Source organism: Bradyrhizobium sp. GW821-FHT12B03 (assembly GCF_058807535.1).
In genome coordinates, this window is the sequence record NZ_JBXAQU010000016.1 from 41,569 (window position 1) to 54,866 (window position 13,298).

The 13,298-nt window shown below is 65.7% G+C and carries 14 protein-coding genes; 7 read left to right on the forward strand and 7 right to left on the reverse strand.

Features of this window, described 5'->3' with window-relative positions; all coding sequences use genetic code 11:
- Positions 1-12: 12 nt before the first annotated feature.
- The 3 genes from AC1RUR_RS26545 (at position 13) to AC1RUR_RS26555 (ending at position 1,241) form a co-directional block, all read left to right on the forward strand.
- Entirely contained in the window at positions 13-612 is a 600-nt protein-coding gene (locus tag AC1RUR_RS26545; protein WP_492849482.1) for a hypothetical protein, read from the forward strand.
- A gap of 234 nt (positions 613-846) precedes the next feature.
- Positions 847-1,026 carry a hypothetical protein gene (locus tag AC1RUR_RS26550; RefSeq protein WP_492849484.1) on the forward strand — a complete coding sequence of 60 codons (180 nt, stop codon included), beginning with the start codon at positions 847-849 and terminating at the stop codon, positions 1,024-1,026.
- Positions 1,027-1,049: 23 nt separating this feature from the next.
- Positions 1,050-1,241 carry a hypothetical protein gene (locus AC1RUR_RS26555; RefSeq protein ID WP_183240773.1) on the forward strand — a complete coding sequence of 64 codons (192 nt, stop codon included), beginning with the start codon at positions 1,050-1,052 and terminating at the stop codon, positions 1,239-1,241.
- Positions 1,242-1,268: 27 nt separating this feature from the next.
- Here AC1RUR_RS26555 and AC1RUR_RS26560 read toward each other — a convergent pair whose 3' ends face one another.
- The 5 genes from AC1RUR_RS26560 to AC1RUR_RS26580 all read right to left on the reverse strand — a co-directional run bounded on the left by AC1RUR_RS26560 (position 1,269) and on the right by AC1RUR_RS26580 (position 5,623).
- Complete coding sequence (locus tag AC1RUR_RS26560; RefSeq protein ID WP_492849486.1) at positions 1,269-2,708, reverse strand: serine/threonine protein kinase; 1,440 nt, start codon at positions 2,706-2,708, stop codon at positions 1,269-1,271.
- Positions 2,709-2,713: 5 nt separating this feature from the next.
- On the reverse strand, positions 2,714-3,454 hold the full coding sequence (locus tag AC1RUR_RS26565) for a metallophosphoesterase family protein (protein ID WP_492849488.1): 741 nt from the start codon (positions 3,452-3,454) through the stop codon (positions 2,714-2,716).
- 117 nt (positions 3,455-3,571) lie between these two features.
- Positions 3,572-4,177 (reverse strand): hypothetical protein, encoded by a 606-nt coding sequence (locus tag AC1RUR_RS26570; protein WP_492849490.1) that lies wholly within the window; start codon positions 4,175-4,177, stop codon positions 3,572-3,574.
- Positions 4,170-4,856, reverse strand: a complete 687-nt coding sequence (locus AC1RUR_RS26575) for a DUF2135 domain-containing protein (RefSeq protein ID WP_492849492.1) — start codon at positions 4,854-4,856, stop codon at positions 4,170-4,172. Before AC1RUR_RS26575 ends, AC1RUR_RS26570 begins: the two co-directional genes overlap by 8 nt.
- Positions 4,853-5,623 carry a MotA/TolQ/ExbB proton channel family protein gene (locus AC1RUR_RS26580; protein ID WP_492849494.1) on the reverse strand — a complete coding sequence of 257 codons (771 nt, stop codon included), beginning with the start codon at positions 5,621-5,623 and terminating at the stop codon, positions 4,853-4,855. Before AC1RUR_RS26580 ends, AC1RUR_RS26575 begins: the two co-directional genes overlap by 4 nt.
- Positions 5,624-5,802: 179 nt before the next feature.
- Here AC1RUR_RS26580 and AC1RUR_RS26585 point away from each other — a divergent pair, with 179 nt between their 5' ends.
- Both AC1RUR_RS26585 and AC1RUR_RS26590 read left to right on the forward strand, forming a co-directional pair.
- Entirely contained in the window at positions 5,803-7,173 is a 1,371-nt protein-coding gene (locus AC1RUR_RS26585; RefSeq protein WP_492849496.1) for a sensor histidine kinase, read from the forward strand.
- A 7-nt stretch (positions 7,174-7,180) separates the two neighbouring features.
- Positions 7,181-7,834 (forward strand): response regulator, encoded by a 654-nt coding sequence (locus AC1RUR_RS26590; protein ID WP_492849498.1) that lies wholly within the window; start codon positions 7,181-7,183, stop codon positions 7,832-7,834.
- Between the two features lie 195 nt (positions 7,835-8,029).
- Here the strand turns inward: AC1RUR_RS26590 and AC1RUR_RS26595 are convergent, their stop codons facing one another.
- Entirely contained in the window at positions 8,030-8,614 is a 585-nt protein-coding gene (locus AC1RUR_RS26595; protein ID WP_492849500.1) for a TetR/AcrR family transcriptional regulator, read from the reverse strand.
- Positions 8,615-9,193: 579 nt separating this feature from the next.
- Here AC1RUR_RS26595 and purB point away from each other — a divergent pair.
- Positions 9,194-10,501: an adenylosuccinate lyase gene (gene purB, locus AC1RUR_RS26600; RefSeq protein WP_492849502.1), complete on the forward strand. Its 1,308-nt coding sequence runs from the start codon at positions 9,194-9,196 to the stop codon at positions 10,499-10,501.
- Positions 10,502-10,651: 150 nt separating this feature from the next.
- Positions 10,652-11,821, forward strand: a complete 1,170-nt coding sequence (locus tag AC1RUR_RS26605) for a M20 aminoacylase family protein (RefSeq protein ID WP_492849504.1) — start codon at positions 10,652-10,654, stop codon at positions 11,819-11,821.
- 114 nt (positions 11,822-11,935) lie between these two features.
- Here AC1RUR_RS26605 and AC1RUR_RS26610 read toward each other — a convergent pair whose 3' ends face one another.
- The gene (locus tag AC1RUR_RS26610; RefSeq protein WP_492849506.1) at positions 11,936-13,261 is read right to left on the reverse strand and encodes an LVIVD repeat-containing protein; all 1,326 of its coding nucleotides are present in this window, start codon (positions 13,259-13,261) and stop codon (positions 11,936-11,938) included.
- Between the last annotated feature and the right edge of the window lie 37 nt (positions 13,262-13,298).

Consider the following 13,298-nt stretch of genomic DNA (forward strand, 5'->3'; position numbering starts at 1 on the left):
CGACCAATTGGAATGGATGAAATCCGCGCCACTCCGTTTTCCGCAGGCCTGCAGCGTCTGCGCATCGAGGCCCTGCAGGACGGCGAGCGGGTGGTCTGGCAGGGTCAACCGGACGCCGTCGCCCGCATGGTCATGTGGCGGTTTCTCTGGTGGATCGGATTTCCCTGGCTGTTGCTGACCGTCATCGCCATCAGAAACGACTGGATCGGCCAGGCGGCCCAACCTCTCGTGATGCTCGGAGTTGCGATGGTTGCAGCCCCGCTGGTGATGCTGCTGCAAGACCTGCAGACGCTCTATCTGATCACCGATCGCCGCGCGCTGATCCTGCGAACGGCCTGGGGCAGACGGACGGTCAGCCAGACACCGTTCGAGGCGATGGACGCCCACTTCGAAATCCTCGACATCGGCGGCGGAGCCTGCCACCTCAACTTCGCGTCAGGGCGATCGACCCGTTCGCCCGATACCGACTACACCGGCCGCTACGGGTTTCGCTTTGTTCGAGACGCTCCGCGCGTCAGGGATATCCTCGAAGGCGCGCACACGGGCAAGATGCGGCGGCCGCATAGGCAAAAACCTGCGGCTTTTACGGGTGCCGCCGCGCGCGATGCCTAAAATTGCAACTACGACCCGTACTCATCCGGGCTTCACTGATTCGCGCAAATCACCGCTACTGGCTCCTGCCTGCTTTTGACGGGAGCACATCATGACGACGACCCTGGTTTGGACTGGCGTGGCGTTGTGGCTTGGTTTCAGTGCATTTGTCGTATTCGGCCCATCGGCCGGACCGGTGAGGGTTGAGGCACGTTCCGCCCGCATCAATCGCCTTCATCGCCGGGGCTGACGTCCATGCAGATCGCACTCGTAAAACGTCAGCCGAAGCGCCGGTGCCGGATTCCGCGACGCCCGCATCCGAGCCTCGACTATTTCTTCGGCCGGCTCGAGCGCGCCGACGGCGCGACGGACGACGATGCCGGGCTCGACAATTCGGACCTCGACCATTCGTTTCCCGTGCAGCGTCGACACTAGCACCTTCTTTCCGGATCGAACCTATGAAACCGCATTGCCCGAACTGCCTGAAGGAAATGACCAAGGCATCCGCGTCGCGTAACCTGTTCAACTGCGAGCCTTGCCGCGAGATCATCCAGTATTTCGGCGGCAGCGCGGACCACGGCGAGCCCGGGCCGCAATTCTCCTGGCCAATCCGCCGCAAGCGCTCCGGCCACACCGCCCACGCGGCCTGATCCTACCCTCGAAACGCCAGGCGCCGCTTATCCCGCCGCCTCACCGGCACCCGCCTCGTCCGCATCCGCGGCCATCCGCGGCGGCCGCACCACAGTGACGGTGCAGGCCGCTTCCGCGGCCACCTTGGCCGAAACGCTGCCGAGCAGCGTGCGCCTGAACGAGCCCTGCCGCGCCCCGATGATGACGTGGTCGACGTGGTTGACCTCGGCGAATTCCAGGATCGCCGCTGCGGGATCGACCGCCTCCAGCACATGAGCCGACAGCCGGCTCTCGTCCAGCTTCAGCGGCGTCGCCCAATGCCGGAGCGCCACCAGCCGGTCGATATGTTTGTTGGAACCCTGCTCGTCCAGCGTCCGGTCGATCGCGATGCGATTGAGCTTCAGCACGTTGAGGCAGGCAAGCCGCGCCGAGGGCAGCGTCGCGAGAATGCGCGCGGTGGTGACGCGCAACGCCTCGTTCAGCTCGGGCGCGCCTTCCGCCGTGTCGAGCGCGACCGCGAGGATCGGGCTGGATGCGATCTGGGCTGCGACATCCGATTTCGCGCGCGGCTGCATGACGCCCTGGTTGAAGCGGCGCCGCCAGGCGACGCTGAGGGGGTCGCGCTTCATCCGTTCCGAGCGTGTCGTGAGCTTGACCTGGTCAGGATGGGTGAGATCGAAGGCGAGCTGGGACGCAGTCGGATAACGCCGCACCGGCTCGATCTCGAGGCACCGCAACACCACCTCCTGGAGCCAGGGCGGATAGTCGGAGCGAAGCGCGCGCGGCGGATGCGGATCGCGCCACAGCCGCCGCCGCATCGCGCGCAGCGTTTCGCCCTCGCCGAACGGCCGCTCGCCGGTCGTGAAGAAATAGAGCAGCACGCCGAGCGAGAACAGATCGCTGCGCGGGTCGTCGCGCACGCCCAGGAGCCGCTCCGGCGCCATGTAGGGCGCGGTGCCGTAAGGCAGGCGGAACTCCTCCTGCAAGAGGTCAGGCAGATGGTTGTGGTGTGACAGGCCGAAGTCGATCAGCACCGCCTCGCCGGACTCGCGGAACATGATGCTGCTCGGCTTGATGTCGTGATGGATCACGTTCTGCCGATGCAGATCGGCGAGCGCGGTCGCGATCTTCGCAACCAGCAGCCGCGCCTCCTCATATGGCAGCGGCAGGTCGGCCAATCGCTTGTAGAGCGTGGTCCCGGGAATGCGCTCGATCACCACATAGGCCTGGCGCGCGAAATCGCCGGTGCCGAAGCATGAGGGCACGTGCGGGCCTGCGAGCCGCGGCAGGATCATCATCTCCATCTCGAAGGAGACGATCGCGGCGGGGTCCTCGCCCTCCGACACCCGCGGGATCTTCATCAGCAGCGGGACGTCGATGCCGGGATGTGTGACCGTCCACAGCGTCGCCATGCCGCCGGCATGAACGCATTCGCCGATGGTGTAGCCGTCGATCTCCGCGCCTGATTTGACCAGGGGTTTCGGCATCGCCGTCAGCGTCCCTGCGACAGCCGGTCGGCGAGCCAGGGCGGCAGGCCGTTCTCGCGGATCTTGTTCGCCGCGCTCGCGATGTCATAGGGCACGCGGCAATAGGTGATCTGGCACGAGACCGTGTCGAACAGCACGAAAGACGCGGAGGGATCGCTGTCGCGCGGCTGGCCGACCGAGCCGAGCACGGCGAGCCATTGCCGTCCGCGCAGGAGCTGCACCGGGACGTCGGTCTTCGGCACGAAGCTCGTCATCTTTGCCGTCACGGACATCGAATAGAGCGCGGGCCGATGGACATGGCCGCAGAAGGTGACATGAGCGGGGGTCGATATCAGGCTCTTGGCTGCGTCCGTGGTCGAGCGGACATAATGCCAGCGCTGGGGGCTGGAGGCCTCCGAATGCACGAACAGGCAGTCGCTATCCTCCACCAGCATCGGCAATTCGGCCAGGAACCGGCGCTGCGCGGCGTCAAGCCGGCCACGGGTCCATTCGATCGCGATCTGTGCCTCGGCATTCATGGTCTCGCTCGAGGAATTCACCGCCTGGTCGTGGTTGCCGCGCACGGCGACGGCGCCGCGGGCAACCAGCTCCATCGCGGTATCCACGACCCATTCCGGATCAGCGCCATAGCCGACGAAGTCGCCGAGCAGGACGAATCGCTCCGCGCCCTTCGCACGGGCAAGCTTCAGGCAGGCCTCGAACGCCTGCCGGTTGCCGTGGATATCCGAGAAAACCGCGAGAAGCACGCACCCTCCACCCTCAAATTCTTATTGGAAGCCGATAAGGCCAAATTGAGGGAGGTCAACAAGATGCGCCGGCGCGGAACGGTTTACCAGCGCGGCGCCGCCGCGATGGTGAAGAGCCTATTGCTCGTCCTTCGGCGGCATCCGGGGTGGCGGCAGCGGGGTGAACACGGCGCCTTGCGCGCCGGCCGGCGGTGCCAGGAATTCGCCGGTCGAGGAATCGCCGCCGCTGGTTTCCAAAATGGTCTTCGGCGTCACATATTCCCGGACCATGTCGATGAGGCTGCCGTCGCCGCCGCCGAAATCGGCGGCCCGGCCGCCCTGGGGATGGCCCAGCGCGATCTCATTCTCCGCGGCATGGGTCTTGTCGGCCAGCCTGTCATCGTAGGGCACGCGAAACGCGCGCGGGACGCCGCTCGGGCGATTGTCCTCATCCAGCTGTTCGACCCAGAGATAGATCGAGCCGGGATCCCCCTCCAGCGAATGCGGCTCGACGATGCGGGCCTTCAGCAGCTTGAAGGAGGTGGGCAGCCTGTCCGTGCTGGCCCAGCCGAGCAGCCCACGCATTTCCGTGAAGCTGACGACATAGAACGCGCTGGTCACGACCACCGCGACCGCCTTCAGCGACCAGTGCAGCCGCGCATAGACCAGCACGACCAGCAGCAGCGCGCCGATCACGGCGTAGGCGACCGACAGCGTGAGGATGACCGTCTGCAGGCTAGTCACGGCGTACCCTCGTGGCGTTCTTGCTCACCCCGGTCCTCGGATCGAGATCGGCGCCGTTGCGCCAGCCGCTGCGGAACGTCTCCAGCAGCGATTTCGGCCGCTGGTCCACGTTGACGACCTTGCCCTCGGCATCGAGCCGGAACCGCACCGCCGTCTTCTCGTCGCCGGTATGGTCGAGCGTGAACTTGTTGTCGAAGACCACCTGCGCGGTCGGATTGAGCTTCTGCACCTTCACGTTGGCTGTCACCGGCTCGCCGGTCGTGGCGACGAAATGCGAGACGTTGACGGTGTATTCGCCGGCGACGATGCCGCGCACGGTAACGATCTCCTCGCGAATCGGTGAGGCGATCTTCTTGCCGGCGACCATGATGAAGTCGTTGGCCCCGCCGCGATCGTCGCGGTCGAGCGTGAGGAAGCCGGCCTCGCGGTGGCGATACCAGGCGATGTTGCCGACGGGATCCTGCACGAACAGATCGAGATCGTCGGGGTGGTTGTCCGGCCAGTCCAGCGTGATCATGAACTCGGCCTTGGAGTCGATCTTGCCGTCCTTGGCGTCGGGAGAGACCGCGAGCAGCGCCAGAAAGAACAGGAACGCGATCACCTGGAGCGCCTTGAACAGCATCACGCCCAGGGGATCGAACGGCTCCTCGCGCGGATAGAGACCGAAATCATCCATCATGACGGGGTTCCGGCACCTTTGCGCTCGAGCACCGGCGTCACATAGGTCTCGGTCAGCACCACCGCATCCGAGAACACCCGCTGGGTCGCGGCATCCAGCATGTAGTACTGGATGCGGACCAGGATCGAGCCGACGAGGCCCGCCAGCGTCGTGTACATGGCCACCGCCATGCCGTCGCTCATCAGTCCCATCGAGGAGCGCATCGCGACCTTGTCGGCAGCGTCCAATCCTGCGATCGGCGCCAGCATGATGATGAAGCCGATGATGGTGCCGAGCAGACCGAGCTTCATCAGCGTGTCCGAGACGAAGGCGCCAAAACCGTTGGAGCCGCGCAGCCTGTCGGCCAGCGTCCGCAGCAGCAGCGTCTGGTCCACCGGCCGGTAGTCCTGCGCGGCGGCCTTGGTGACCAGGCTGTCGATATGATCCCGCACCAGCCCGCGCGGCAGTGCGGTCGCGCGCGCATCGAGCACCTTGCTGCCGTCGGGCGCCGCGAGCGCGGCCCGGCAACGCCTCGCCGCCGCCCCCTCCCGCGCGATCGCCCGGGTGCGCAGGAAGCAATGGCCGCAGGTGACGACATAGAGCAGCGCGATCACGCTGGAAATGTAGGTCCGGTCCGAGGTCAGCATCAGGTGGATCAGGCCGAAGCGCCACAGCAGCACGACGGCGAAGATCGAAAGCCCGGTGAAGATCATCCAGAACAGCAGCGCGCTGCGCTCGGACGGGTCGGCTGGTTGCCGCACCATCGGTCCAATCGTCATCGAACTCATGCTGCGCTGCTCCTGGCCTTATTCCTCACCAATTAGATCAAAGCCGCCGTTCCAGGTCCAAAGACCCATGCCCAATCCGGGTTGGGAAATTTGCCCGAGCTGCAATCCTGCCGTTCCCTGCGATTGGCAAGGCGCGGCGGCGTTGTTAGGCTGACCTTATCAAACTTTGGGGTGATCGCATGCGCCTCGTGCTTCAGCTTGTCGCCCGTCTGCTGCTCATCGTGGCGCTCTGCCTTGGCGCCGCGACCGTGTGGGCCACGTTCGACGCCTATCGCAGCGTCGACCGGGCGACCGCGGCCTCGGCGCAGCGGGTCGCGCAGGCGCTTCAGGCGCTGTACTGGCACGAGCTGTTGTTGCGCAGCAGCAGAGCGCGCGAGCATCTGCTGCCGGTTCCGGAGTGGCGCACCCTGGAGACGATGAAGCTGATCTCGCCCGGCGTCTGCGTCGAGTTCCAGCCGGCCACAGCGTTCGAAAAGCCGCTCTGCGGCCAGAGCGAGGGGCTCGGCAAGACCCCGCCGCGCTGGTTCGCATCCATCGTGCCGACCTTCCTCGGCAGCCACGCCGAGGCGGTGCGGCCCGTCAGTCCGCGCGCCGCGGCTGCCGGCACGGTGGTTGCGACGCCCGATGCCGCGGCCGCGATCTCGCTCGCCTGGGAGTACATCCTCAACGTCATCGACGTCGCGCTTTTGATGGCGGCGGCGATCGCGCTGCTCGCCTCGCTCGCCATTGCGCATGCGCTGGCGCCGGCGCGCACGATCGTCACCGCGCTCCAGCGCATGGCGCGCGGCCATTATCGCACAAAGCTGCCGCGCTTCCGCTCCATGGAGCTGGCGATGATCGGGAGCGCGGTCAGCGAGCTCGGCACCCGGCTGGAAGAAGCCACCGAACAGCGCGCGGCGCTGACGCGCCGGCTGATCGAGATCCGCGACGACGAACGCCGCGCGCTTGCCCGCGAGCTGCACGACGAGTTCGGCCAAAATCTCGCGGCCATCCTCGCTTTCGCCAACACCATCGAGACGGCGAGCATGAAGCAGACCAGGGATAACGGCATCGCGCAGGATGCGCGCATGATCTCGCAGGCCACCCATCATCTGATGGCCTCGCTGCGCGATGCGCTGAAGCGGCTGCGCAATCCCCTGCCCGAGGAGCTCGGGCTGGAGGCAAGCCTCGTCAATCTCGTGGACAGCTGGCGCTCGCAGAGCGCGGCGCGGCCGACGATCCAGCTCGATCTCAGGGGCGACCTCACCGACATCAGCGGCCCAGCCGCCACCACCGCCTATCGCGTGGCCCAGGAATGCCTGACCAACGCGCTGCGCCACAGTTCGGCGCGCGAGATTTCCTTGCGCGTCGAGCGGCGCGCCGGCGAGGATGACGCGCTGCTGATCCGGGTCGATGACGACGGCGGCGGCGATGCGGAACGCGTCGCCCAGTCGGCCGGCTTCGGCCTCACCGGCATCCGCGAGCGCATCGCAGCCGCCGGCGGATCGCTGTCGATCCTGCCGGCCAGAGGCGGCCTCAGCGTCGCCGCCACCATCCCGCTCGCCGCATGAGGCCGGGATGAGCGAGGTTGCGGCAACAGGCATCTCCGTGCTGCTGGTCGACGACCATCCCATCGTCCGGCAAGGCTATCGGCGGGTGCTGGAAAGCCAGGGCGACCTGCATGTCGTCGCGGAAGCCGACAACGCCGCGGATGCCTACGGCGCCTTCAAGGCGCACGACCCTGACGTCGTTGTGCTCGACATCTCGATGCCCGGCGCCAGCGGGCTGGAAGCGATCCGCAACATCCGCGCCCGCAGCCCGCGGGCGCGCATCCTGGTTTTCACCATGCACAACGAGGCCGTGCTGGTGAAGGCCGCCTTCAGCGCCGGTGCCTCCGGCTTCGTCACCAAGAGCAGCGAGCCGACCGCGGTCGTCAATGCAATCCGCAGCGTCGCACGCGGCGAGCGCGCCATGAGCGACGACATCGCGCATGTCCTCGCCGAGGACAGCCTGTCGCCGACCGGTTCAGTGCTGGATCAACTGGGTGAGCGGGAGATCGAGATCCTGCGCCAGTTCGCCGGTGGCGCCACCACCGAGCAGATCGCGACGCATCTCAATCTCAGCGTGAAGACGGTGCAGAACTATCACTATCTCATCAAGACCAAGACCGGCGCGCGCACGGATGCGCAGCTGGTGCGGCTGGCGGCAGCCTGCGGGCTGACGAGGATTTAGATAAGGGTGTGAGTGAAGCGCGCTTTCTTCCTTCTCCCCTTGTGGGAGAAGGTGGCGCGAAGCGCCGGATGAGGGGTTCTGTCCGCGCACGCAAATCACGAGGGTCATACGCGGAGAGAACCCCTCACCCGTCTCGCCGCCATGCGGCGAGCCACCCTCTCCCACAAGGGGCGAGGGTGCAGCGGCGCTTGTGGCTTAAGCCTTCAACCCGCGCAGCAGCAGCGCGAGCGTCGCATCGACGCGCGCGGACAGATCGGCGTCCTTCCACTCGTCGGCATGGGCGGGATGGTGGAAGCGGACGGTGGCATCGAAGAGCGCGCGCGCAGTCGTCTTGACGTCGTCCACGGCGAACACACCCTGCGTCACGCCGTCGGACAGGATCGCCGCGATCTGGTCGATCATGGTATCCTTGTGGCATTTGACCGCCGCGCACGCCTCGCGCGCCAGGGTCAGATAGGTCTCGAACATCTCGGGGTCGTCGAGCACGCGCGAACGCTTGGCCGCGAACAGCGTGCGCAGCCAGCGGTCGAGCCTGACAGGTGCGGGACCCTGCTCCTTGGCGATCGCCAGCAGCGGCGCGTCGATGCGGTCAAGCCAGCGTTTGGCAACGGCCTCGCGCAGCGAGGCCTTGCTCGGAAAATGGCGATAGACGCTGCCGTGGCTCACATCGAGCGCACGGGCAACGTCGACCACGGTGGCCTTGGCAAGTCCGTAACGCCTGAGCACGTCCTCGGTGACTTCGAGGATCCGCTCCGGCGTCAAGATTACGGCTTCATTCATGCCAGCACCATGTTCCCGTTGAGGGCTCAGTTATCCGGCGATGGGGCTGCTTCCGAAGCGCCCGTGCCGGCCGTTTCGGAAAGCTCTCGCCTTAATGAGGCAGTTTTGCAGCCTGCGCCGCGATCTGGCGCGCAACCAGTAAATTGAGCCAATGCCCAATCGTCCCAGTCAAATTGATGATTTCGGTCGTCATTGTCGTAAGTCTCCACTCGTCCACGGTCCCGAACCCCTTCAATTGCGTCCCTTGATCCGCACTTGTTTCGGACGTCGGGCTCCCCGGGAGGACCGTGGGACGCCCAATCGGAGCGTCCGAGAACGGATATACACGTCTCGCTGACAGATTTCAATATCTGTCAGTCAATGATCCGTGATTGACAGTCGCTTTTTGCTGCCCGGCCTTGGGGGCTCTCAGCCCGGCCCCGGGGCCGGAAATCCCCGTTCAGCCCGACATCATCCCCCGTTAGCTTGCCTCCCCCGTTTGTTTCGCCCTCCCCGCTCTGCTAAATCACGGCGTAAAAAACATTTGGCCGGTGCCGCCCTCCTGGGGGCCGCCCGCCCACCTTTTGCTGGAGCCGTCCAATGATCCCCCGCTATACCCGCCCGGAAATGGCCTCGATCTGGGAGCCGCAGACCCGGTTCAAGATCTGGTTCGAGATCGAGGCACATGCGGCGGACGCCCTGGCCGAGCTCGGCACCATCCCCAAAGAGGCAGCCAAGACCGTCTGGGACAAAGCCCGTAACGCCACCTTCGACGTTGCCCGCATCGACGAGATCGAGCGCGAGACCAAGCACGACGTCATCGCCTTCCTCACCCATCTCGCCGAGATCGTCGGCCCCGAGGCGCGCTTCGTGCACCAGGGCATGACCTCCTCCGACGTGCTCGACACCTGCCTCAACGTCCAGCTCACCCGCGCCGCCGACTTGCTGCTCGCCGACCTCGACAAGGTGCTGGCCGCGCTGAAGAAGCGCGCCTTCGAGCACAAGATGACGCCGACCATCGGCCGCAGCCACGGCATCCATGCCGAGCCCGTGACGTTCGGCCTCAAGCTCGCTTACGCCTATGCCGAATTCACGCGCGCCAAGGAGCGCCTGATCGCGGCGCGCAAGGAGGTCGCGACCTGCGCCATCTCCGGCGCCGTCGGCACCTTCGCGCAGATCGATCCGCGCGTCGAAGAGCACGTTGCAAAGGCCATGGGCCTCGTGCCCGAGCCGATCTCGACGCAGGTGATCCCGCGCGACCGCCACGCGATGTATTTCTCGACGCTCGGCGTGATCGCCTCCTCGGTCGAGCGCATTGCAGTCGAGATCCGCCACATGCAGCGCACCGAGGTGCTGGAGGCCGAAGAGTTCTTCTCCGAGGGACAGAAGGGCTCTTCCGCCATGCCGCACAAGCGCAACCCGGTGCTGTCCGAGAACCTCACCGGCCTCTCGCGCATAGTGCGCGCCTATGTGACGCCGGCGCTGGAGAACGTCGTGCTCTGGCACGAGCGCGACATCTCGCACTCCTCCGCCGAGCGCATGATGGGGCCCGATGCGACCGTGACGCTCGACTTCGCGCTGGTGCGCCTCGCCGGCCTGATCGACAAGCTCCTGGTGTACCCCGCCAACATGCAGAAGAACCTCGACCGTCTCGGCGGCCTCGTGCATTCGCAGCGCGTGCTGCTGGCGCTGACCCAGAAGGGCGCGAGCCGCGAGGACGCCTACAAGCTCGTGCAGCGCAACGCCATGCCGGTCTGGCGCGGCGAAGGCGACTTCCTTCAACTGCTGAAGAAGGACGCGGAGGTGAAGAAATATCTCAGCGACGCCGAGATCGAGGAACAGTTCGACCTCGGCTATCACCTCAAGCACGTCGACACGATCTTCAAGCGCGTGTTCGGGGAGTCGTAGGATCGTAGGTTGGGTTAGTCCTGCGGCTGCGCGAAGCGCAGTCCGCTGAGCGTAACCCACCTCTTTCGCGTCCACGGAGACAAGCAGTGGTGGGTTACGCTACGCTAACGCACCCTACGAACTACAGCAAAAACCAAAACGGATCCCCCCATGCCCATCGTCAACCGCATCGCCGCACTCTCCGACGAAATGGCCGCCTGGCGCCATGACTTCCACGAGAACCCGGAACTGCTCTACGAAGTCCACCGCACCGCCGGCATCGTCGCCGACAAATTGCGCGCGTTCGGTTGCGACGAGGTGGTGACGGGCATCGGCCGCACCGGGGTCGTCGGCGTGATCCGCGGCCGCAAATCCGCTTCCGGCAAGGCCATTGGCCTGCGCGCCGACATGGACGCGCTCCCAATCCTGGAGACCTCTGGCGTGCCGTACGCCTCAAAAGTCCCCGGCAAGATGCACGCCTGCGGCCATGACGGCCACACCGCGATGCTCTTGGGTGCGGCCAAATATCTCGCCGAGACGCGCAATTTCGACGGCACCGCCATCGTGATCTTCCAGCCCGCCGAGGAAGGCGGCGGTGGTGGCAAGGCGATGGTCGAGGACGGCTTGATGACGCGCTGGAACATCCAGGAGGTCTACGGCATGCACAACATGCCGGGCCTGCCCGAAGGCCATTTCGCGACCACGCCCGGCGCGATGCTCGCTTCCTCCGACAACATCCAGATCACGGTCCACGGCAAGGGCGGCCACGCGGGCGCCGGTCCGCACAAATCGGTCGACAGCGTGCTGATCGGCTCGCAGATCGTCAATGCGCTGCAATCGATCGTCGCGCGCAACGTCGATCCGCTCAAATCGGCGGTCATCTCGATCACGCAATTCCACTCAGGCACCGCCTTCAACATCATCCCGGAGGTTGCCGAGCTCGGCGGCACCGTGCGCACGCTCGATCCCGAGGTGCGCGATCTCGTCGAGCGCCGCATCGGCGAGGTCGCCGAGAGCGTCGCACGCGCCTATGGCGGCTCGGCGGAGACGAAATACACGCGGATGTATCCGGTGACGATGAACCATGCGCGCGAGGCCGGCCTTGCCGCCGACGTCGCCCGCGACATCGTCGGCGCCGAGCGCGTCAACGACAAGTTCATTCCGATGATGGGCGCCGAGGACTTCTCCTTCATGCTGGAGGCGCGTCCCGGCGCGATGGTCCTGGTCGGCATGGGCGACGGCAACGAGTGCCATCACCCGGCCTACGTCTTCAACGACAACATTTTGGGCCACGGCGCCTCGTTCTGGGCGCGCCTGATCGAGACGCGGATGCCGGCGTAGAAGCGCCGGTCTCGCAGTGGTGGGCAAAGCAAAGCGTGCCCACCACTGCGAATGGTGGGCACGGCGCTTCTACGCCTTTGCCCACCCTACGGCAACGCCATGCGGAGCGGCCACTCATCCCTGATATTGCAGCACGTGCATGCCGGCGTTCCAGTCGGAGACGAACATCAGCCCGTCGGGCCGGACATAGGCGTCGCAGGTCTTGGCCGCGAGGCCGATATTCGGGCGCGGATCGACGAGCTTCTTCGGGACCGGCGGCACCCAATACGCGACCTCCTTCGGTGCGAAGGCGTCCTTGATGTCGAACACCCTGACGCCGGCGTTGTTGTAGGTCGCGAAGATCGTCTCCTCGCTCTGGAACGAGCCCGGGCGGTTCTCGTGCAGATTATGCGGGCCGAAGGTGCCGCTCGTGCAGAAGTCGCGATCGCGCGGCGTCGGCAGCGTTGCGATCGGCACCGGATTCTCGGGCGCGCGCACGTCGAGCACGAAGGTGTGGAACAGGCCCTTGGCGCATTTCTCCGCATTGGCTTCATCCGCGACGATCGCGAGCTGACGCTTGGGCAACGGCAGCGGGGTATGCGTGCCTCCGGCGAAGGGCGGCGACCAGTTGATGTGCGACAGCAGCTTGGGATTGGCGGGATCGCTGATGTCGTGGATGGTGAAGCCGCCGTCGCGCCAGGCGGCATAGCCGCGATCGCCCGCCGTGATCATGTGATGGAGCGCAAAGCGCTTGCCCTTCGGCGTCGCCGCCTCGCCGGCCGCGCGGTTCATGCCGGGCAGCCACCATTTCGCGACGATCTCAGGCTTGGTGACGGTCTTGAGATCGACCACGCAGAGGATGTGGTCGGTGAAGCCGTCGAAATGCGCCGACACATAGGCGTAGCGGCCGCCGGGCCACCACAGCCGGTTGATACCGAAGCCCGGCATTTCGAGGAAGGCGATCTCGCGCATCTCGCCCGGCTTCGAGATGTCGTGGATCGACAGGCCGGAGCGGAATTTCTTGGCCTTGGTGATGCTGTCGACCAGCGTGTTCTCGAAATAGCCGCGCATGTTGTCGTAGGACTGCATCGCGACGATATTGGCGCCGTTGGCCAGCAACAGCAGGTCTTCAGCCACCTGGAGATGGTGAGTGCGGGTGTATTGCCCCGCGGTGAAGAAATTCACCGGCTTCAGCGCACGCGGATCGGACGCGTCCAGGATCGTCACGCCGTCGCTGAACATGTGCCCGACATAGACATGCTGCCGGTTGAACATCACCTGCACGCTGTCGGGGCGGCCGCCGATGTCGCTGTAGGAGATGTGCTTGATGCCCTTGCCGATGCCCTCGGGTGGAATCCCGGCCTCGGCGGACATCGCTCGCCCGGACCAGCCGGACAACGCGGCGACCCCGAACACGCCCGACAATTGCTGAAGGTGGCAGCGGCGCGAGACTTGAGGCATCGGTTTCCCCCATTTTTTGGGAGATGATGCGCGCTTG